The organism is Hamadaea sp. NPDC051192 (genome assembly GCF_040682475.1).
Lineage (GTDB): Bacteria > Actinomycetota > Actinomycetes > Mycobacteriales > Micromonosporaceae > Hamadaea > Hamadaea flava.
Genome location: NZ_JBFBAZ010000024.1, coordinates 1 through 19,868, shown reverse-complemented (window position 1 = coordinate 19,868; position 19,868 = coordinate 1). Strand labels below are relative to the sequence as shown.

The following is a 19,868-nucleotide window of genomic DNA, read 5'->3' as shown; positions in this document are numbered from 1 at the left end:
TTAGGGGGTTCCCTCCGTGCGAACCGTGGGGAACACGCGTACCGGGCGTCCTTTCGCCGTGACTTCCGGAAGGCCCGTCAGCGACTTCAGGAGTGGGCGTCAGCGGGTGACCGGCAACCCGGCCCGGGACCACGCATGCATCCCGCCGGACAGGTTGGCGACCTCCCGGCCCTCGGCGGCCAGGTATCGAGCGGCCTGGGCCGAGCGCATCCCCGACTGGCAGACGGTGACGACGGTTCGGCCCGTGGGCAGCTCGGCCGACCGCGCGGAGAGCTGGCCGAGCGGGATGTGGCGCGCCTTCGGCGCATGTCCCGCTCGCCACTCGTGCTGCTCGCGTACGTCGAGCAGGATCGCTCCGCCGCTCTGCAACTGCTGGGCCTCGGCTGCGCTGACCGTCCGGTACGGCTTGGCGAACAGGCCGGTCAGCCACTTGGTGAAACTCATGCGGGGGCCTCCTCCGTGCTCAGAGCGAGCCCGGCTGGCTGCCGGTCACCGTGGTCCGGCCCGCGCGCTGCCAGGCGCTGGTGCCGCCGATGACCGAGACCGCGTCGAGGCCGGCTCGGGTGAGCAGGCTCACGGCCGCCTTGCTGCGATTGCCGGCCGCGCAGATCAGGTAGATCCGCTCGGCCAAGGGCAGTTCGGAGACCTGCTGGGGCAGCCGGCCGAGCGGGATCAGGCGGGCGCCGGGCACGTGGCCGCGCACGTACTCCTCCGGCTCGCGGACGTCGACGACCACCGCTCCGGCGGTGTGCGCGGCGATGAAGGCCGCCAGATCGATCTCGGACATATGATTCCCTCCAACTCTGATTTCATACCCCCAGGGGTATCGCTACCAGGAACAATAGCCCGGCCGGGCGGCCGATCGCCACGGCGGTCCCCGATACCCCCCGATGTATCGTTCAAGCAGCTGGTTCGGGAGGGGAAGCGTATGCAGATCGAAGGCGACACCGTCGGCGACGTGGTTCGCCGCCTACGCCGTGCCGAAGGCCAGATCCGGGGTGTCATCGCGATGCTCGAAGACGGTCGCGACTGCGCGGACGTGGTCACCCAGCTCGCGGCCGTGTCCCGCGCCCTCGACCGGGCCGGATTCAAGATCGTCGCCAGTGGGCTCCAGCAGTGCATGTCGGCCAAGAACGACGGCTCCGACCAAGCGGCCGACATCGCGCAGATGGAGAAGTTGTTCATGTCACTCGCCTGAGGTTCGCCCAACCGGAGGGGGTGGTCGGCGCGTTCTTCTGGCATGACGCTCTACCACTTCTACTGGGGCGAGGCGTACGACGAGCTTCAGCTGGCTTTCCACCTCCGCTCGGCGGACTATCCGACCGAGGGCGCGTTCCAGGCCGCCGAGGCCGAGGCCAGCGCGTTCATGGACGGCTTCGTCGGCGAGCGGGAGAGTGGGCCCTACCACTTCGACTCCACCGGCGGCCCGCGCGAGGCCCGGCCGGACGGCATCAGCTGGGCGGCGTTCCGCCAGCGCCACGTGGTCGAGGGCGCGCCCACGCCGTTCCGCCGCCGACGGCCGCCGGTCTAGCGCCGGCTCAGCCGCCGGTCTAGCGCCGGCTCAGCCGCCGGTCTAGCGCCGGCCCAGCCACCGGTCTAGCGCCGGCCCAGCCACCGGTCTAGCGTCGGTTCAGCCCCATCTGCCGCCGGCTCAGTTGTCCGGCGTGGTCAGCGAAGCCTGAGTTGTACGCCGCAGACGCGGCCGGAGACGCAGCAGCGGCAGCGCACCGCGGGTGGCCCACAATGCGACCGCGATGTAGAGGATCTGCTCCGGGATGCGCTGCCACAGCGGAGTCGCCTGGGCACCATCGAACGGGACCTCGGCGACGGCGGCGTACACGTTGGCGGGGAGCATGATGACGAACAGCAGGGCGAGGCAGTAGCCGGCCGCCCGGCGGGTGCGGCCGACGATCAGGCCGAGTGCGCCCAGGAACTCCAGTACGCCGGTGAGGTAGACCATGGCGGACGGGAACGGCACGACCGGCGGGACCATCGCCCGCAGATCGTCGTGGGTCGGCATCACGGTGACGTCGCCGGGGACGAAGTGTGCGCTGGACGTCATGAACAGCATGATCGCCAGGGCGTGGGCGGCGGCTGTGGGCCAGGTCGTGAAGCGGCGTACGCCGAGCGCGCCGAGCCCGCGAAACACGGCGAGCGCGATCAGCAGGACGAGGATTGTCATGGCGGATCTCCAGAACTAGTCAACGTCAAGATATGGTCGAACCTAGCTCCGGTACGCTATCTTGTCAATGACAAGTTGAGTCGATGTCGAGGAGAGAACGCCGTGACCAAGGCCGGATACCACCATGGAGACCTCCGCCGCACGATCGTCACCGCCGCCGTCGCGGCGATCGGCGAGTCCGGTCTCGACGGGTGGAGCCTGCGGGAGCTGGCCCGCCGGGCCGGGGTCTCCCACGCGGCTCCGGCGTACCACTTCGGCGACAAGGCGGGCGTGCTCACCGCCATCGCCGCCGAGGGATTCGGCCTGCTCGCCGACGCCCTGGAAGCCGCGGAGACGGACTTCCTCGCGGCCGGGGTGGCGTACGTGGGATTCGCCGTCGGCCACCCGGTGCACTTCTCCGTGATGTTCCAGCCGGCCCTCTACCGGCAAGACGACGAAGCCCTCCAAGCGGCCGAGACCCGGGCGGCCGAAGTGCTCCGCAAGGGCTCGGTCGCGGTGCCAGGCGCGGCGGCCCGGCCGGCGGACGCCACCCTGGCCGCGTGGTCGATCGCGCACGGCTTCGCGAGCCTGTGGATCAGCGGCGCGCTGCGCATGCCGCCGGACGCCGATCCCGTCGAAGCGGCCCGCCCCGTCCTGCGTACGCTGCTCGCCCGCTGACCGGGCGCTCGAGACTTCGCCCGCTGACCGGGCGCTCGAGACATCGCCCGCTGACCGGGCGCTCGAGACAGCTCAGAGCCGAAGTTCCAGCGTCAGCTCGTCGTGGAGGGCGATGCTGTACTCGCCCGTCAGCGGGATGGCCGGCTTGATGAGGCGAGCGGCGTCCACCGCACCCGGGCTGACGCCGACGATCCGCATCCCTCGCCGCTGGTAGAACCGCAGCGCGTCGAGGTTGTCGTTCGTGGTGACCAGCCACACGCGCGGTGCGCCGGCCTGGCGGGCGACTTCGGCGGCACGGCTCAGCAAGGCGCCGCCCACGCCAAGGCCCCGCACCTGGGCGTCCAAGGTGACGATCTCCAGCCCCTGCGTCGAGAGCGCGTAGGTGAGCAGCCCGATCACCTGGCCGTCTCGTTCGGCCAGCAGCGCCGGAAGGTCTGCGGCGTCGTACACCGTCGAGTGGGCGACGACGACCGTGCCGCCCCAGGACGCGGTGAGCAGGTCGACGATCGCCGGACGGTCAGCGGCCGAAGCTGACCGGATGCGGACAGGCGCCGGGGCGGACATGATCAGTCGCCGAGGTCGAGTTCGTATGCGGCGGTGAAGCCCAGCACCTCGCGGGCGGGCCGCAGATCGATCGGCACGGCCCGGCCCGGCAGGTCCGCCCGGCGCGGTACGCCGGGATGGAAGCGGTCGAGCAGCTCGGCGGTCGGGTAGGGGACCACCGTGCGGGGTGCGGCGACGTAGAACACCGGGGCGCCGGAGACCGGAGCGCCGAGGGCGAGGTACGCCGCGCGGGCCGCGTCCCCGGTCTCCAGATAGGACCAGAGATCCCGGGCGCCCAGTTCCGGCCGCTCGGCGATCTTCGCGGCCCAGCCGGGGAGGCGTTCGTCGGAGCCGCCGACGAACGGGTAGCGCAGCGCGACGACGGTCATGCCGTGCCGGTGGGCCATCATCGCCGCGGTGAGTTCGTCGGTCTGCTTCGACAGGGCGTACGGGTCTTCGATCTCGGTCGGCATCGCCGGATCGATCGGCACGTACGCCGGATGCAGCAGCGTACGCGCGAACGGCAGCCCGGTCGCGGCGTAGCTGCTGGCGATGACGGCACGCCGGACGCCGGCCCGGCCCGCCTCCTCAAGGACCGCGAAGGTCGCCGAGACGTTGGCGGTGAACACCTCCTGCGCCTCGTTGCGTTCGGGGGTCGGGATCGCGGCGAGGTGGATCACGCCGTCCACCCCGGCCAGCGCCGTACGCACGAGCGCCGGATCGGCGGCCGAACCGGTGAAGACGCGGTCGGCCGCCAGGTCGCCGGGATCATCGAGGACCAGGGCGTGCGCGGCGACCCCGTGCTCGGCGAGCCGGGCGAGCACCGCCCGGCCGATCCGCCCGGCCGCGCCCGTCACCAGTACGCGCGAGATTGTCATGCGGGTAAGCCTCTCACCAGTTGGTGAAGGCGCCGTCGGTGGCGCGCAGATGCGGGCGCTCGGCCGCCCGCGCATGCAGCTCCCGGGCGGCGGCCCGGTCGATGTCGACGCCGAGGCCCGGCCCGGTGGGGATCTCGGCCCGGCCGGGACGCACCTCCGGCCGCTGGGTGAAGACCGCCGCGGTGACCGGTTCCGGATCGTTCTGGTGCTCCTGGACCCCGACGTTCGGGCAGGCCAGGTTGAGGTGCAGCGACGAGGCGGCGGTCACCGGCCCGAGCGGATTGTGGGTGGCCAGCTTGATGTAGTGGGCTTCGGCCATCGCGGCGATCTTCTTCGCCTCGGTCAGCCCGGACGCCACGCCGACGTCCACCCGCGCGTAGTCGATCAGATCCTGTTCGAGCAGCCGCTGGAACTCCCATTTGGAGCCGAACTGCTCGCCCGCCGCCAACGGCACGCCGGTGCGCGTCCGGAGCATGCGGTAGCTGTCCAGTCCCTCGCTCCGAAGTGGATCCTCCACGAAGTACGGTCGCGCCGATTCGATCTCCCGGCACAGGGTCACCGCCTCCGGCGGGTCCAGTCGCGTGTGGACGTCCAGGATCAGTTCGATCTCGTCGCCGACCGCCTCGCGTACCCGATGGAAAAGCTCGATGCCCGCGCGCATGCTCGCGCGCTGGTCCAGCCGGTCGCCCTCCTGCGGCACCGCGAACCGCAGGTGCCGCCACCCCCGGGCCACCAGGTCCGCGGCGCGGTCCAGGAGCACGGAAACGTCGTCACCGAGGTGGGTGTAGCAGGGCACGAAGTCGCGATTCGCGCCACCCAGCAATTGATAGATAGGTACGCCCAAAGCCTTGCCCCGGATGTCCCACAGCGCCACGTCGAGGGCGGCGATGGCCGCGCCGAGGATGCGGTCGGCCGGGAAGAAGCCACGGCGGAACATGACCTGCCACAGATGCTCGACCCGCATCGGGTCCTCGCCGATCAGCAGCTCGCCGAGGTGGTCGATCCCACCGGCGACGGCCCGTTGCCGGGACCGGATGCCGACTTCGCCGAGTCCGTAGACGCCCTCGTCCGTATCGACCACGACGAGCATCATGCTGTCGCCGTGATCGGGCAGGGTCAGGATCTCCCACCCCGTGATCTTCATGCCGTGTCCTCCCCAGAGAGCGATGAAAACGTTCCCGCAAATCATGGGAGCGTTCGCGGAACAAGGTAAACGGCTGCGCTGACCGGCGTCAACAGCAGGGATTTTTCCGTGGCGTAACGCCCTTGACACTTGCGGGAAGGTTTGCAACGATCCTCGGGCATCGGATCATGCGAGGAGGGGTGAGGGTGGCGGTCACCATTCGTGAGGTCGCCAGCGCGGCGGGAGTATCCATCTCCACCGTCTCGCGGGCGTTCACCGCCCCGGACCAGGTCGGCGAGCGTACGTTGCAGCGCATCCTGGAGGCGGCCACCCGGCTGGGCTACTCGCCGAACCCGGCGGCGCGATCGCTGCGCGGCGGGCGTACCGGGACGCTGGGTCTGGTCATCCCCGACATCGCCAACCCGTTCTTCCCGCCGATCTTCAAGGCGATGCAGGCCCGCGCCCGCCGGCAGGGCTACACCCTGCTGGTCGCCGACAGCGACGAGCGTGAGGCCGACGAGATCGAGACGATCGCGGCGGTCGTGAAGAAGGTCGACGGGCTGCTGCTGTGGGCGTCCACATTGCCCGACGACCGGCTCGTCGAGCTGTCCCGGCAGGTGCCGCTGGTGCTGGGCAACCGGCACGTCGACGGGATCAGCGAGGTGCACGTGTCGCTGGCCGCCGGGCTGACCCAGGCCGCCGAGCACCTGCGGGCGTACGGGCATCGCCGGTGCGTCTTCGTCGACGGGTCCCGCCCCGAGCTGTCGCGGGGCAAGTCCATCCGGGAATCGTTCGCCGCACACGACCTCGCCCTGATCGAACTCGGCCCCTACGAACCGCGCTTCGAGACCGGCGTCCACGCCGCGACCCTGGTCGCCGCCAACGAGGCGACCGCCGTCGTGGCCCACAACGACCTCGTCGCCCTCGGCATCCTGCACCAACTGTCCCGGCTCGGCATCGACGTGCCCGGCCGCGTCAGCGTCATCGGCATCGACGACACCCTGCTGGCCACCACCGCGACCCCGTCGCTGACCACCATCCGCATCTCCGCCGAGGAGATCGCCACGAAGGCGGGCGACCTGCTCGCCGAGACCGTCGCCGATCCCGATCAGCCCGCCCGCAAGGTCGAGATCGGATCGCGGCTCATTCCCCGGGCGTCGACCGGTCCGGCCGCCGCCTGACATCTGAACATCCGCAACGGCAGGGGCCATCGGCCCCGAGCCGGCAGCCTTTCGCGTCCCGCGTACGGACGCCCCACCCCTGGGAGTGCGACATGAGAACCACCCGACGGTCCGCCCTCGCGCTGTTCGGCGGCGCGGCGGTGGCCGCGTTGACCGGCTGCGACTCGCTCAAGCCCACCAGCGACGGCACGGGCGACACGATCGTCCTCCGCGTGCAGGGGATGCCGCCGGCCACCGAGAAGGCGAGCCTCGACCAGTTCACCAAGCTGGTCGCCGACTTCGAGAAGGCCAACCCGGGCATCAAGATCGAGGGCTCGACCAACGTCTGGGATCCGATGACCTTCTCGGCCAAACTGGCCGGCGGCAGCATCGAGGAGGTCATCAGCGTCCCGCTCACCGAGCCGCAGGGGCTCATCGAACGCAAGCAGGTCGCGTCGCTCACCGGCGACCTGCGCGGCTGGGACCACTACCGGGAGTTCAACCCGCAGGTCCTCAAGCCGATCAGCGACGCCGCCGGCGACGTGTACGGCGTACCGGAAGCTCCGTTCGCGCTGGGCCTGGTCTACAACCGCGCGCTGTTCACCCAGGCCGGGCTCGACCCGGACAAGCCGCCGACGACGTGGGCCGACGTCCAGGCGTACGCGAAGCAGATCGCCGCCAAGACCGGCAAGCCCGGCTACGTCCAAGAGTCCAAGGACCACCAGGGCGGCTGGCAGCTCACCATGATCACGTACGCGCACGGCGGCTCGATGGAGCGCCTCGACAACGGCAAGTACGTCGCGGACTTCAACAGCGCGCCGACCAAGAGCGCGCTGAACCTGCTCAAGACGATGCGCTGGACCGACGACTCGCTGGGCCGCAACCTGCTCAACAACCAGAACGACGTGATCAAGGCGTTCGCCGCCGGTCAGGTCGGCATGTTCCTCGGCACGCCGGGCACCTACCGGCTGGCCAAGGTCACCTATGGCATGACGAACACCGGCGACTACGGCATCGGCGCGATGCCCCAGGCGGGCGGCAACGCCACGCTGTCGGGCGGCAAGATCTACATGGTTCCGGCTTCTGTGTCGGCCGCCAAGCGAGCTGCCGCGGTCAAGTGGCTGCTGTTCGCGTACGCCCAGCCGCAGTATGACCCGGCGGTCGCGGCGGCCAACGCCAAGGCGCTGGCGGCGGACCCGAAGGCGGCCGTCGGCGTACCCACGTTGCCGCTGTTCAACCAGGCGCAGCAGGACAAGATCACGGCCGCGATCCAGCCGTACGTCAACGTCGAGCTGGCGCACTTCGCGCCCTACCTGACCGGGACGCCCGCGCTGGCGCTGCGCCCGGAGCCGGCGGTGCAGGCCCAGGCCCTGTATGACGCCCTCGACACCGCGATCCAGGCCGTCCTGACCGACCGGAACGCCGACATCGACGCCCTGCTGGCGAAGGCCGAGTCCGACGTGAACGCCAAGCTCGCCGCCGCCCAGAAATGAGTGCCGACCTGACCGAGGCCCCGGCCCGGTCCACCGAACGCCCCGGCGGCGCCACCGCCGCCGGGGCGGCCCGGTCGCGCCGCCGCTCGGCGTGGCGGGCCGACGCGATCGCGTTCGTCCTGCTCATCCCGGCGTTCGTGGTGTTCGGGCTGTTCTCCTGGTGGCCCATCATCCGAGGCCTGCTGATCAGCTTCCAGGAGACCAACCTGGTCGAGCCGGCCCGCTGGGTCGGCCTGGACAACTTCCACGCGATCTTCGCCGATCCGCTGCTGGGCAAGGCCGTCGGCAACACGCTGCTGTTCGTCGGGCTGGCATTGCTGATCGGCTTCCCCGCGCCGCTCATCCTCGCCGCGATCATGTCGACGGTACGCCGGGCCGGCGGCGTCTACCGCTTCCTGGCGTACCTGCCGGTGGTCATCCCGCCGGTGGTGTCGGTGCTGCTGTGGAAGTGGTTCTACGACCCCGGATCAGGTCTGTTCAACGCGGTCTTCGGGCTGGTCGGGCTCGGCCCGTACCCGTGGTTGCAGTCGCCGGACTCGGCGATGCTCAGCCTCGTCCTGGAGTCCACCTGGGCGGGCATGGGCGGCGCGGTACTGATCTACCTCGCCGCGATGGTCGGCATCCCAGCCGAACTGTACGAGGCGGCCGAGAGCGACGGCGCCGGCATCTGGAAGCGGATCTGGCACGTGACGTTGCCCCAGTTGCGCCCCACCATCGGCCTGCTGCTGCTGATGCAGCTGATCGGCACGATCCAGGTGTTCACCGAGCCCTACGTCTTCACCGGTGGTGGACCGCAGGACTCGACGGTCACCGTGCTGCTGCTGATCTTCCGGTACGCCTTCCAGAACGGCGCGTACGGCCAGGCCGCCGCGCTGTCGTTCCTGCTCGCCATCGCGCTGGCCGTGCTGTCGGCGGTGTACCTGCGCGCCACCCGAAGCTGGAGCCGCTCGTGAGCACGACCACCTTCATCTCCACCCACGAACGGCGGCGGCCGGGCACCCGGTTCGGGCTGCGGACGATCCAGCTGCTCACCCTGCTGGCATTGGTCCTGTTCGGACTCGGCCCGCTCTACTGGACGGTCAAGGGAGCGGTGTCGCCGCCCGCCGAGCTGTCGGCCGACCCGCTGCGGCTGTGGCCGGCCGACGCCCGGCCGGAGAACTTCGGCACCGCGCTGAGCGACCTCGGCGTGGGCGCGTACCTGGCGAACACGTTCTGGATCGTCGCCGGTTCGTGGGCGGTGCAGTTGTTCGTCGCCGTGACGGCCGGCTTCGCTCTGTCGGTGCTGCGGCCCCGCTTCGGCCGCTACGTGTACGCCGCCATCCTGGCCACGATGTTCGTGCCGTACACGGTGTCGATGGTCAGCTTGTTTCTGACCGTGATCGACGTCCCGGTGCTCCACCTCAACCTGGCCAACACGTACTGGGCGATCTGGCTGCCGGCCGGGGCCAACGCCTTCAACGTCCTGCTGGCCAAACGCTTCTTCGACGCGCTGCCGGCCGAACTGTTCGACGCCGCCCGGGTGGACGGCGCGTCCACCTGGACCCTGCTGCGCCGGATCGTCCTGCCGATGAGCCGTCCCGTGCTCGCCGTGATCAGCCTGCTCGCGGTGGTGCACAGCTGGAAGGACTTCGTCTGGCCGCTCGTCGTGCTGTCCGACCCGGCCCGTCAGCCGATCAGCGTCGCCCTGGTCAACCTCGCCGAACAGGCGCCGCAGGACCTGCTCATCGCCGCGATGGCGATGGCGCTGCTCCCGCCGGTGATCGTGTTCGCCTTCGCCCAGAAGTACGTCGTCGCCGGACTCGGCTTCACCGGCGTCAAGGGCTGACGCACCACTTAAGGAAAGTCCCCCGAAAGTCGCCGTCCCCTCGTCGTCCCCGGAAGGAAACCAGCGATGCTTCGTCGCCGCACCCTCCTGCAAGGCGCCGCCGTCGGCGTGACCGGCGCGGTGCTGCCCGCCGTCGCCGCCCACGCCGATCCGATCACCGTCTCCGCCGACGGCATCACCCTCACCGCCAACGCCGACGGCAGCATCACCGTCAACGACGGAAGCGCCGACCGGATCACCCTGACCCACTTCCTGTTCAAGGACTCCGTGCTGGGCACCCAGCGCACCTTCGGCGGTACGCCGTCGCTGATCACGCTGCCCGACGGCCGTCCGGCCATCAAGGTCGCCTACAAGTTGCCCGCGTCGGCGTCCGCGCTCACGATCACCGGCACGTTCGACGTGACCGGGCATCGGGCGCACCTTCGGTACGACGTCAGCGGCTCGGCCACCCTCACCCCGACCGGGTTCATGATCGGGCGGACCGTGCTGAATCCGACCGCCGCGGAGGCGTACACGGCGTTGACACGCTGGACCCGCGATGCCGGCGGCGGGATTCCTTACGAGGTCAACGCCGGCGGCCTGTACGCCGAGACCTGGTCCGGCGCCAGCGGCTACTTCCGGCTGGCGGCCACTACGCCGGCGTACACGAACGCGACCTGGCTGCACGCCCCCGGGACGGCGACCGGGACGAGCAGCGCGACCACCGAGGCGACCCTGGTCCTGGGGGAGTTGCGGCCGCAGGCCGCGGCGACCGTGGCCGATCAGAGCGCGCTGGGTGCGGAGATCTGGACCGACCAGGCCTTCAACCTGTGGGACGCGGGCGGTCAGTCGATGGCCGTGCACGCGCAGGTCGTCAACGGCGGAACCACCGCGCGCACGGTCACCGTCGGGTTCTGGGCGCGCGACTTCGACGGCGGGCTCGTCGCGAGCCAGACCGTCACCGCCGAGCTGGCCGCCGGGGCCGCATGGAGCGGGGACTTCACGGTGACCGCGCCGCCGCAGGGCATCCTGCTCACCGAGGTCACGGCGACGGCAGGCGCGGACGAGGCGCTGGCCCGCACCACGCTGGCGGTCCTGCCGCCGTACGCCTACCAGGCCGGTCAGGACAGCATGTTCGGCATCTCCAATTATCCGTGGCTGCTCGCCCCGAGCCAGGCCGACGTGGCGAGCCTGTTGCAGCGCATCGGCGTCAAGTGGATCCGGATCGCCTACGACGGCGCGCCCGGCATCCCGGTCGCCGATCTCGACGACCTCGGGATCTTCCACAATGTACAGAAGGGTGGCATCCCGATCGGCGGCACGGCCGAGGCCAAGGCGGCTTGGGCGGCCGAGATCACCGCGCTGTGCACCGCTGGCGGCGCGCGCTACTACGAGGCGGGCAACGAGCTGAACCAGCCGTGGATGTCGGGCCAGGGCGCCGCCCAGTACGCCGACGACGCGCTGATCCCGTTGCGGGCCGCGATGGCCGACGCTGGCGCGACCTTCAAGGTGATGAACTGCGGGCTCGGCGGGCTGGACTACAACTGGCTGGCGAACTTCCAGGCGGCCGGCGGCTGGCCGCGCATCGACGCGCTCGCCTTCCACCCGGGCCGGGGCAACTTCACCCCGGACTACGCGCCCGACCCGTCGACCTGGACGCAGGGCTCGACCGGCAGCTACTGGAACTTCCTCGGCTCGATCCGCAAGGCGCGTGAGCTGGTCGCGGAGTACGACGCGGCGGCCGGCAAGACGACGCCGACCGAGCTGTGGCTGACCGAGGCGTACGCGTGCACGAAGCCCAACGCGTGGTGGAACGACACCTATCGGCACGCCGCCGAGAACGTCCTGCTGTCGCTGGCGCTGGCCAAGGCCGAGGGCGTCCGCGGGGTCAACTGGTACCAGTTGCACGACAGCACCATCCATCATCCGCAGGCGGCCGAACCGGCCAACGGCGAGTTCCACCACGGGCTCATGAACCGCGACACCAGCGCCAAGCCCTCGCTGCTGGCGTACGCGACCGCCGCCCGGGCGCTCGACCAGGCGACCTTCGACCGCTGGGTGGCCTTCGACGATCCGGATCTGCACGGGCTGGCGTTCAGCACCCCGGACGGGCCGATGTACGTGCTGTGGAGCCGCAAGGACGGGTACATCTTGAACGCCGACCACGCCACCGGGACGAGCGCGTACGCCGCCCAGGAGACGTGGGTCGACACGTGGCAGACCAAGACCACGGTGCGGCTGGCCGCCACCGGCACGCACGTCCGCCAGGTCGACTGCGTCGGCCGGGAAACCCTGCTGCCCAAGACCCAGGGCCGGGTCAGCGTCGTCCTCGACGGCGCGCCCCGGCTGTACTACGGACTCTGCACGAACCTCGGTGAGGACTGCTGATCATGCGAAACGAACACGCGCACCACGACGTCACCGTCATCGGGGGAGGTCTGGCGGGGGTCTGCGCCGCGATCGCCGCCGCCCGGCTCGGGCGTACCGTCGCGCTGGTCACGAACCGGCCGGTGCTGGGCGGGAACTCCAGCAGCGAGGTGCGCGTGTGGGTGGTCGGGGCCACCGGGCACGGCAAGAACCACTACGCCCGCGAGGGCGGCATCATGGGCGAGCTGTTCCTGGAGAATCAGTACCGCAATCCGGAGGGCAACCCGTACTTCTGGGACGCGGTGGTGCTCGACGCCGTGCGCGCCGAGCCGAACATCTCGCTCTACCTCAACACCGACGTACGCCTCGTCGACGCGAGCGGCCCCGAGGATGCCCGGGTCGTCGAGGCGGTCACCGGCTGGATGATGGGCTCGGAACGGCTGATCCGGTTCACCTCGCCGGTGTTCCTCGACTGCACCGGCGATGGTCTCGTCGGGCACTTGGCCGGGGCGCGGTACCGGATCGGCCGCGAGGGCCGCGCCGAGTACGGCGAGCCGTGGGCGCCGGAGGTGGCCGACGACATCACGCTCGGCAGCACGCTGCTGTTCTACACCAAGGACGCGGGGGAGCCGGTCCGTTACGTCCCGCCGTCGTTCGCCAAGGACATCACCACGACCTCCATCCCGGAGCGGCGCATCATCAAGGCCGGGGACAACGGCTGCGCGTACTGGTGGATCGAGTACGGCGGCGAGCTGGACACCGTGCACGACAACGACCGCATCCGCGACGAGCTTTGGTCGGTCATCTACGGGATCTGGGACTACATCAAGAACTCCGGCAAGTTCGACGCCGACACGATGACCCTCGAATGGGTCGGCGCGCTGCCCGGCAAGCGGGAGTACCGCCGGTTCGTCGGCGACTACGTGCTCACCCAGCACGACATCCTCGGCCAGACCCCGTTCGACGACCGGATCGCCTTCGGCGGCTGGTCCATCGACCTGCACCCGCCGCAGGGCATGTACGCCACCGAGGCGGGCGCGAAACAGCGGTACGCCGACGGCGTCTACCACATCCCGTACCGCAGCCTGTATTCGGTGAACACGACGAACCTGCTGTTCGCCGGGCGGGACATCTCGGCCAGCCACGTAGCGTTCGGCTCGACCCGGGTCATGGCGACCTGCGCGACCCTGGGTCAGGCGGCGGGAACAGCGGCCGCCCTGTGCGTGGCCGACGGGGTCGGTGCTCGGCAGCTCGATCGGGGACTGTTGCAGCGGACCTTGCTGCGGGCGGACGCCTCGATCATGGGCTTGCCGCTCCTGGGGGACGGGCTGCAGGGCATCGCCTCGGTGACAGCGTCCTCGACACTGTCCACAGTAGTGACGACCGATCCCGGTGAGCCGTGGGCGCTCGCCGCGGACGCGGGGATCGTCGTGCCCGTCGATCCGGCGCTCGACGGCGTGCGGCTGCTCGTCTCCGCGACCGAGGCGACCGAACTGCGGGTGGAACTCCACGACCCGGAGCTGGGCCAGAACTACGTGCCGCGCCGGTTGGTCACCGCGGCGAAGGTCGCCGTGGCGGCGGGGGAGAAGCAATGGGTGGACGTGCCGCTGGCCTGGCGGCCGGACACGCCCGGCAACGCGTTCCTCGTCGTCGCCGCGAATCCGGCGGTCTCCCTCTGGTCGGCCGGTACGCCGACGCCGGGCGTGCTGTGCCTGACGCGAATCCCGTTGCGCCCGCAGGACGAGGCCCCGCAACTGCTTCGCGAGTGGACTGACGCCCCGCACTTCTGCGTCGACGCCGGCCCGACGACCGCGTACGCGCCGGAGAAGGCGGTCGACGGCTATCAGCGGCCGTTCGGCGGCCCGCACATGTGGGTCTCGGCCGAGCTGCCCGCCTCGCTCACGCTGGATTGGCCGGAGCCGATCACGGTCGCCCGCATCGACGTCCTCGCCGACGACGACGTCAACGTGGACCTCATCAACCTGCACCATCACCGCACTCCGGATGCGATCATGCCGACGCTCGTCCGCGACTACCGGATCGAGGCGCGGAACGCGGCCGGCGAGTGGCAGGTGATCGCGGAGGTCACCGGCAACCGGCAGCGCCGTCAGGCGTTCCACCTGCCGGAGGCGATCGTCACCGACGCGCTGCGGGTCGAGGTCACTGCGACGAACGGCGTACCACGCGCACACCTGGCGGCGATCCGCGTCTACGGCCCGGAAGGGTCGGCGGCGGGCTGAGCCGTGAAGCCGTGGAGCATCGCCTGCAGGCCGGTCTCGAAGTGGTCGTCCGGTGCGGTCTCGTCGGCGGTCTGCGCGAGCAGGTTGTACTTCGGGCTGCCCTTGGCCGGCTTCTTGCTGCGCCGGTCGGCCCCGAGCTGAAGCACGGAGACGCTGAGCGCGTGCCCGACGGTGTACTCCCGCAGGCAGCGGAGCATGCGCAGGGCGGTCGCCGGTTCGACGCCGCCGTCCTGGAGCTTGGCGATGGTGCGTACGCCGGTCTCGATCGACGCCGCCGAGCGCACGGGCCGGGTGGCGAACACGGGAACGGCGTACGGGTGCCGCAGCAGCACCTCGCGCAGTCGGCGGCAATACTGCGCGGCCAGGTCCGGCCAGGCCGCGTCCCACGGGAGTGTGTCGGCGTCGACCTCGGCGAAGAGGACGTCGGCGATCCCGTCGAACAGCGCCTCCTGATCCTCGAAGTGCCGGTACGCCGCCATCGGGTCGACGCCGAGCACCGAGCCGAGCCGGCGCATGGAGAACTTCCGGAGTCCCTCCGCGTCGATGAGGGCGAGGGCGGCCTGGGCCAGATACTCGCGGGTGAGCACCGGACGGGTCGGGATCGGCGGTAGTGCGGGGATGCTCATCGGGGGAACCCTTCGAGGATCTCCTCGAGCGTCTCCTCGAGCATCTCGGTGAACTCCTGCGGCTGCTCGAGGTAGGACGTGTGGCCGCCGGGGAACTCCAGACAGGGCACCCCGACCAGATCGGCCAGCACATGAGCGGGCCGGTGGTACGGCTTGCCGAGGCTGTCTCGTCCGGTCGCGAGCCGCCACGGAACACCGGCGTCCTCGAGCGCGGGCAGATCCGGCTGGTAGGTCAACCCGATGACGGGGAACTCGCGGCGCATCAACAGATCCGCGTTGCCGAGCTGACGGGTCATCGAACTCGGCTGGGCGCGGGTCACCCGGCGTATCGCCGCCCCGATCGGCAGCGCGATCCGGGAGCCGCCCGCCACCAGCGCCTGCCCGATCGGGGAGCGGAACAGCCAGGGCGGCTCGTCCATGATCATCGCGCCGAAGGCCGCGTACGCCCGCAGCGGGCTCTTCTCCCGGGCGATCCGGTCGATCTCCAGCAGCTCGCGGCGTTCGGCGCTGTCGGCGGGCAGGATCGAGACCAGCGGTGGTTCGTGGACCACCGCGCCACACAGCCGATCGGCGTGGTGGGCGAGGAGTTCCAGCGCGATGATCGCGCCGCCGCTGTTGCCGAAGGCGTACGCCCGCTGCACGCCGTAGTGGTCGAGGACGGCGACTGCGTCGGTTGCCTGCGTCGCCACACTGATGTCGGCATCGGCGTCGGGACCGGTGAACGGGCTGCGCGAGTTGCCCCGGCGGTCGTAGCCGAGCACGGTGTAGTGCCGCGCCAGCAACGGGACGACCTCCGCGTACATCCCCGCGTCGCCACCGCCGCCCGGGATGAGCAGCAGGGGCGGTCCGTCGCCGGTGCGCTCGGTGTACAGGCGCGCGCCGGGCACCGGCACGTACTCCGTGATCATGTCTCACCCGTGATCATGTCTACACCCGTGATCATGTCTACACCGTAGCTCGCGTCTACGGTGTAGACAACTCCGCCCGGCTCGGGAACGCGATCTCGACCATGAGCCCGCCGCCGGGTCGCGCGGACGCGGTGAGCTGCCCGTCGTGCGCGGCCACGATCGCGCGGACGATCGACAGGCCGAGCCCGTGCCGATCGTCGTCGGCGACGCGGTGCAGCCGCTGGAACGGCTCGAACAGGCGCTGCACTTCGTCCGGCGGGATCACCGGCCCGGTGTTCGAGACGACGAGCACCGCCAACCCGGTGTCGGTCCGGGTCGCGACCTCGATCACGCCGCCCGCCACGTTGTAGTGGAACGCGTTGTCGCACAGGTTGGCCACCAGCCGCGCCAGCAGCGCCGGATCGCCGAGCAGGTACGCGGGCCGTACCGACTTCTTGACGCGCACCTCTTGGCGGTCGGCCGCCGCAGCCCGGTCCAGCAGCGCCTGCTCGACGAGGACGGCGAGGTCGACCGGCTCGGCGTGCTCCCGGCCGTGCGTACCGCCGTGTTCGCTGCCCGCCAGCGTGAGCAGCGACTCCAGCAGCCGTCCGCGCTCCCGGTTGACGGCGAGCAGGCGTTCGAAGTTCGCCCGGTACGCCTCCACGGTGGCGTCCGGGTCGATCAGCGGCTCCTCGATGAGCGCGTGCTCGACCGTCAACGGCGTACGCAGTTCGTGCGCGGCGTTGGCGACGAACCGTTTCTGCCCGTCGAGCGCCGCTTCCAGCCGGGCGAGCAGGCCGTCGATGGTGTCGCCGAGCTCCTTGAACTCGTCGCGCGGCCCGGCCAGGGCCAGCCGTTCGTGCACATTGGACCCGGAGATCTGCTGGAGGCGTCCGGTCATCTGCCGCACCGGCCGCAGCATCCGGCCCGCGTACAACCAGCCGAGGCCGAGCGACAGCACGGCCATGATCGCCAGCGCGATCCCGCACACGAGCACGAGGTCGGCCCGGAAGTCGAGGAAGACGGCCGGTGGTACGCCCACCGGGCCCGACCCGGCGGGCGGGGCGCCGGCCGGGGCGGGAGCGTCCGCCGGGGGCAGGTCCTGGGCCAGGACGAAGACGATGCCGAGCAGGATCACGCCGGACAGGACGGCCATGACGCCGTAGAGCGCGGTGAAGCGGCGGCGAAGCCGGTGCCGGGGCGTCATGACACCCGGTAGCCGGAACGGTTCAGGGTCTCGATCACCGGCGGGTCGCCGAGCTTGGCCCGCAACCGGTTGATCGTCGCCTTCACGGTCGTGGTGAACGGATCGGCCGCCTCGTCCCAGACCCGGTCGAGTAACTCCTCCGCCGAGATCACCCGGCCCTGGCCGGTGAGCAGGTATTCCAGCACCGCGAATTCCTTCGGGCTCAGCGACAGCCGCGCACCGGCCCGGGTCGCGATGCGTTGCGCCGGGTCGAGCCGCAGATCGCCGTGCACGAGGATCGGCGGCGCCGCCGGAGTGGTTCGCCGGCCCACCGCCCGGATGCGGGCCACGAGTTCGGCGTACGCGAACGGCTTGGGCAGGTAGTCGTCGGCGCCGAGGCCCAGCCCTTCGACCCGTTCGGCGATCGTGCTCGACGCCGTCAGCATCAGTACGCGCGTCGGCGCCGCCCGGCCGACGAGGGCGCGGCAGACGTCGTCCCCGTGGACCTCCGGCAGATCCCGGTCCAGGACGACGACGTCATAGTCCACGACGCCGGTGCGTTCCAGCGCGGCCGCGCCGTCGTACGCGACGTCGACGGCCATGCCCTCGCGCCGCAGCACCCGCGCCACCGAGTCGGCCAGCTCCGTCTGGTCCTCGACCACCAGCACCCTCATCGTCCGAGGTTATCGGGGTGGCCGTCACAACGGGGTCACAGCGGCGCGGACCGTGCTGTGACCGCCCGCTGTCTAGAACTGCTCCCATGACACCCATCATCGAGACGCGGGATCTCGGCAAGCGCTACCGCCACAAGGCGGCGCTGACCGATTGCACGCTGCGCGTACCGGCTGGGCGAATCGTCGGCCTGGTCGGCCCGAACGGCGCGGGGAAGTCCACCCTGCTCGGGCTGACCTGTGGCCTGCTCGCCCCCACCACCGGAACCATCGCCGTCCTGGGCGACCGGCCCGCCGCCGGAGCGGCGCAGCTCGCCAAGGTCGGCTTCGTGGCCCAGGACGCCCCGGTGTACGCCGGGCTGTCCGTCGCCGACCACCTGAAGCTGGGCCGGAAGCTGAATCCGCGCTGGGACATGGGCCTGGCCCAGCGGCGCGTGCAGCAGCTCGGCCTCGACCCCGCGCAGAAGGCGGGCCGGCTCTCGGGCGGCCAGCGCGCCCAGCTCGCCCTGACCGTGGCCGCCGCCAAACGCGCCGAACTGCTGATCCTCGACGAGCCGGTGGCCTCGCTGGATCCCTTGGCGCGCAGCGCTTTCCTGCGGGATCTGCTGGAGTTCGTCGCCGAACTCGGGGTCAGCGTCGTGCTGTCCTCGCACCTGCTCGGCGACCTCGAACGGGTCTGCGACCACCTCATCGTGCTGGCCGCCGGCCGCGTACAGCTCGCCGGGGACGTCGGCGACCTGCTCGCCGAGCACTACCGGCTCAGCGCCGACCAGGCCGACCCGGCGATGCTGCCGGCCGGTGCGGAGATCGTGCACGCCGACGACTCGGCGCGCGAGACCACCGTCGTGGTTCGCAGCTCCCAGCCGATCGACGGCGCGACCCACGCCGACCTCGAAGACGTCGGCCTGGCGTACATGACCCGGGCGGCCCTGGCGTCCGCCCGGGGAACGGCGGAAACGGGGGTCCGGCGATGATCTGGCTGACCTGGCGGCAGTTCCGCACCCAGGCGACGGTCGCGGTCGCGGCGCTGGCCGCACTGGCGATCTATCTCGTCATCCTCGGCAACCAGATGCGGCACGCGTACACCGCCGACATCGTCGGCTGCCTGCCCGAGGCGTGCACGGCGGCCCGGCGGGACTTCGAGGACGCGTACGGCGCCCCGGTCGCGCTGATCGGCGCGCTGCTCCTCGGCGTACCCGCGCTGATCGGGGTGTTCTGGGGCGCGCCGCTCATCACGCGCGAGCTGGAGGAGAAGACCGACCGGATGGTCTGGAACCAGAGCATCACCCGGACGCGCTGGCTCGCGGTCAAACTCACCCTCCTCGCCCTGGCGAGCATGGCGGTCACCGGACTCTACAGCCTGCTGCTGACCTGGAGCGCCAGCCGCTACGACCAGCTCATCGGGGGCCGCTTCGCCGCGCTCACGTTCGCGTCGCGCAATCTGGCCCCCATCGGGTACGCCGTCTTCGCGTTCCTGCTCGGCACGACGATCGGCCTGCTCGTCCGGCGTACGCTGCCCGCCATGGCGGTGACCCTCGCCGTCTTCGCCGTCGTCCAGGTCGTCCTGCCGATCGCCGTACGCCAGCACCTCATGTCGCCGGTGACCACGACCGTCCAGCTGGACCAGACGGCGATGGAGCGCTCAGACTTCATGGGCGTCGGACCGGACGGCGCCCGGATCGACGGCTACACCGCACCAGGGGCGTGGTCGCTGACCACCACGAGCAAGCTCTACAACTCCGACGGTACGCCCTACACCGCTCAGCAGTCCGAGCAGTGCCACCAGAACGACCAGCAGGCGAGCATGGCGTGCACCGCCCAGCAGAACGTCCACTTCAGCTACACGTACCACCCGGCCGATCGGTACTGGCGGTTCCAGTGGATCGAGCTGATCCTCTTCGGCGGCCTGTCGCTGATCCTCGCCGGGTTCTGCCTCTTCCGCATCCGCCGCTACTCCAACTGACCCCACCGGCTCCCGAGAGTGCTAGATCCTCGAGCGCTGGATCAGGGATCCGGGTCGAATCATGCCCCAAGATTCGACCCGGATCCCT

21 protein-coding genes are annotated in these 19,868 nt (G+C 70.7%); 11 read left to right on the top strand and 10 right to left on the bottom strand.

Annotation, left to right across the window (positions count from 1 at the left end; all coding sequences use genetic code 11):
• Positions 1-99 precede the first annotated feature (99 nt).
• Both AB0M47_RS13165 and AB0M47_RS13160 read right to left on the bottom strand, forming a co-directional pair.
• On the bottom strand, positions 100-444 hold the full coding sequence (locus AB0M47_RS13165) for a rhodanese-like domain-containing protein (RefSeq protein ID WP_363412443.1): 345 nt from the start codon (positions 442-444) through the stop codon (positions 100-102).
• A 19-nt stretch (positions 445-463) separates the two neighbouring features.
• Complete coding sequence (locus AB0M47_RS13160; protein ID WP_363412441.1) at positions 464-787, bottom strand: rhodanese-like domain-containing protein; 324 nt, start codon at positions 785-787, stop codon at positions 464-466.
• A 141-nt stretch (positions 788-928) separates the two neighbouring features.
• Between AB0M47_RS13160 and AB0M47_RS13155 the strand changes: the two genes are divergently transcribed.
• A complete protein-coding gene (locus AB0M47_RS13155) occupies positions 929-1,198 on the top strand; it encodes a metal-sensitive transcriptional regulator (RefSeq protein WP_363412439.1) in 270 nt (89 codons plus the stop codon).
• Between the two features lie 42 nt (positions 1,199-1,240).
• The gene (locus AB0M47_RS13150) at positions 1,241-1,531 is read left to right on the top strand and encodes a hypothetical protein (RefSeq protein WP_363412437.1); all 291 of its coding nucleotides are present in this window, start codon (positions 1,241-1,243) and stop codon (positions 1,529-1,531) included.
• 120 nt (positions 1,532-1,651) lie between these two features.
• Here AB0M47_RS13150 and AB0M47_RS13145 read toward each other — a convergent pair whose 3' ends face one another.
• Positions 1,652-2,182: a hypothetical protein gene (locus AB0M47_RS13145; RefSeq protein WP_363412435.1), complete on the bottom strand. Its 531-nt coding sequence runs from the start codon at positions 2,180-2,182 to the stop codon at positions 1,652-1,654.
• Positions 2,183-2,284: 102 nt separating this feature from the next.
• On the opposite strand from AB0M47_RS13145, the gene AB0M47_RS13140 reads away from it, so the two are divergent.
• Positions 2,285-2,839: a TetR/AcrR family transcriptional regulator gene (locus AB0M47_RS13140; RefSeq protein ID WP_363412434.1), complete on the top strand. Its 555-nt coding sequence runs from the start codon at positions 2,285-2,287 to the stop codon at positions 2,837-2,839.
• A 72-nt stretch (positions 2,840-2,911) separates the two neighbouring features.
• Here the strand turns inward: AB0M47_RS13140 and AB0M47_RS13135 are convergent, their stop codons facing one another.
• From AB0M47_RS13135 to AB0M47_RS13125, 3 genes are read right to left on the bottom strand one after another with little or no spacing between them, the layout of a single operon-like run.
• Positions 2,912-3,403 (bottom strand): GNAT family N-acetyltransferase, encoded by a 492-nt coding sequence (locus AB0M47_RS13135; protein ID WP_363412432.1) that lies wholly within the window; start codon positions 3,401-3,403, stop codon positions 2,912-2,914.
• Between the two features lie 2 nt (positions 3,404-3,405).
• Positions 3,406-4,260, bottom strand: a complete 855-nt coding sequence (locus AB0M47_RS13130) for an NAD(P)-dependent oxidoreductase (RefSeq protein WP_363412430.1) — start codon at positions 4,258-4,260, stop codon at positions 3,406-3,408.
• 13 nt (positions 4,261-4,273) lie between these two features.
• Positions 4,274-5,404 (bottom strand): mandelate racemase/muconate lactonizing enzyme family protein, encoded by a 1,131-nt coding sequence (locus AB0M47_RS13125; protein WP_363412428.1) that lies wholly within the window; start codon positions 5,402-5,404, stop codon positions 4,274-4,276.
• 185 nt (positions 5,405-5,589) lie between these two features.
• Here AB0M47_RS13125 and AB0M47_RS13120 point away from each other — a divergent pair, with 185 nt between their 5' ends.
• The 6 genes from AB0M47_RS13120 to AB0M47_RS13095 all read left to right on the top strand — a co-directional run bounded on the left by AB0M47_RS13120 (position 5,590) and on the right by AB0M47_RS13095 (position 14,447).
• A complete protein-coding gene (locus AB0M47_RS13120) occupies positions 5,590-6,564 on the top strand; it encodes a LacI family DNA-binding transcriptional regulator (RefSeq protein ID WP_253753318.1) in 975 nt (324 codons plus the stop codon).
• Between the two features lie 92 nt (positions 6,565-6,656).
• Positions 6,657-8,036, top strand: coding sequence for an extracellular solute-binding protein (locus AB0M47_RS13115; RefSeq protein WP_363412426.1), 1,380 nt, complete (start codon positions 6,657-6,659; stop codon positions 8,034-8,036).
• Positions 8,033-8,989: a sugar ABC transporter permease gene (locus tag AB0M47_RS13110; protein WP_363412424.1), complete on the top strand. Its 957-nt coding sequence runs from the start codon at positions 8,033-8,035 to the stop codon at positions 8,987-8,989. The genes AB0M47_RS13115 and AB0M47_RS13110 overlap by 4 nt, the downstream gene beginning before the upstream one ends.
• On the top strand, positions 8,986-9,861 hold the full coding sequence (locus AB0M47_RS13105) for a carbohydrate ABC transporter permease (protein ID WP_253753312.1): 876 nt from the start codon (positions 8,986-8,988) through the stop codon (positions 9,859-9,861). The genes AB0M47_RS13110 and AB0M47_RS13105 overlap by 4 nt, the downstream gene beginning before the upstream one ends.
• A gap of 66 nt (positions 9,862-9,927) precedes the next feature.
• The gene (locus tag AB0M47_RS13100) at positions 9,928-12,228 is read left to right on the top strand and encodes a hypothetical protein (RefSeq protein WP_363412422.1); all 2,301 of its coding nucleotides are present in this window, start codon (positions 9,928-9,930) and stop codon (positions 12,226-12,228) included.
• A 2-nt stretch (positions 12,229-12,230) separates the two neighbouring features.
• Entirely contained in the window at positions 12,231-14,447 is a 2,217-nt protein-coding gene (locus tag AB0M47_RS13095) for an FAD-dependent oxidoreductase (protein ID WP_363412420.1), read from the top strand.
• Here AB0M47_RS13095 and AB0M47_RS13090 read toward each other — a convergent pair.
• Genes AB0M47_RS13090 through AB0M47_RS13075 form a run of 4 tightly spaced genes read right to left on the bottom strand, consistent with a single transcriptional unit; the run spans position 14,417 to position 17,820 of the window.
• A complete protein-coding gene (locus AB0M47_RS13090) occupies positions 14,417-15,073 on the bottom strand; it encodes a TetR/AcrR family transcriptional regulator (protein ID WP_363412418.1) in 657 nt (218 codons plus the stop codon). The genes AB0M47_RS13095 and AB0M47_RS13090 overlap by 31 nt on opposite strands.
• Positions 15,070-15,981: an alpha/beta hydrolase gene (locus tag AB0M47_RS13085; RefSeq protein WP_363412416.1), complete on the bottom strand. Its 912-nt coding sequence runs from the start codon at positions 15,979-15,981 to the stop codon at positions 15,070-15,072. Before AB0M47_RS13085 ends, AB0M47_RS13090 begins: the two co-directional genes overlap by 4 nt.
• Before the next feature lie 55 nt (positions 15,982-16,036).
• Positions 16,037-17,167, bottom strand: a complete 1,131-nt coding sequence (locus AB0M47_RS13080) for a HAMP domain-containing sensor histidine kinase (RefSeq protein WP_363412414.1) — start codon at positions 17,165-17,167, stop codon at positions 16,037-16,039.
• A complete protein-coding gene (locus AB0M47_RS13075) occupies positions 17,164-17,820 on the bottom strand; it encodes a response regulator transcription factor (RefSeq protein WP_363412412.1) in 657 nt (218 codons plus the stop codon). The genes AB0M47_RS13080 and AB0M47_RS13075 overlap by 4 nt, the downstream gene beginning before the upstream one ends.
• Positions 17,821-17,906: 86 nt before the next feature.
• On the opposite strand from AB0M47_RS13075, the gene AB0M47_RS13070 reads away from it, so the two are divergent.
• A complete protein-coding gene (locus AB0M47_RS13070) occupies positions 17,907-18,791 on the top strand; it encodes an ABC transporter ATP-binding protein (RefSeq protein WP_363412410.1) in 885 nt (294 codons plus the stop codon).
• Entirely contained in the window at positions 18,788-19,780 is a 993-nt protein-coding gene (locus tag AB0M47_RS13065; RefSeq protein WP_363412408.1) for a transmembrane transport protein, read from the top strand. The genes AB0M47_RS13070 and AB0M47_RS13065 overlap by 4 nt, the downstream gene beginning before the upstream one ends.
• The last annotated feature ends 88 nt before the right edge of the window (positions 19,781-19,868 follow it).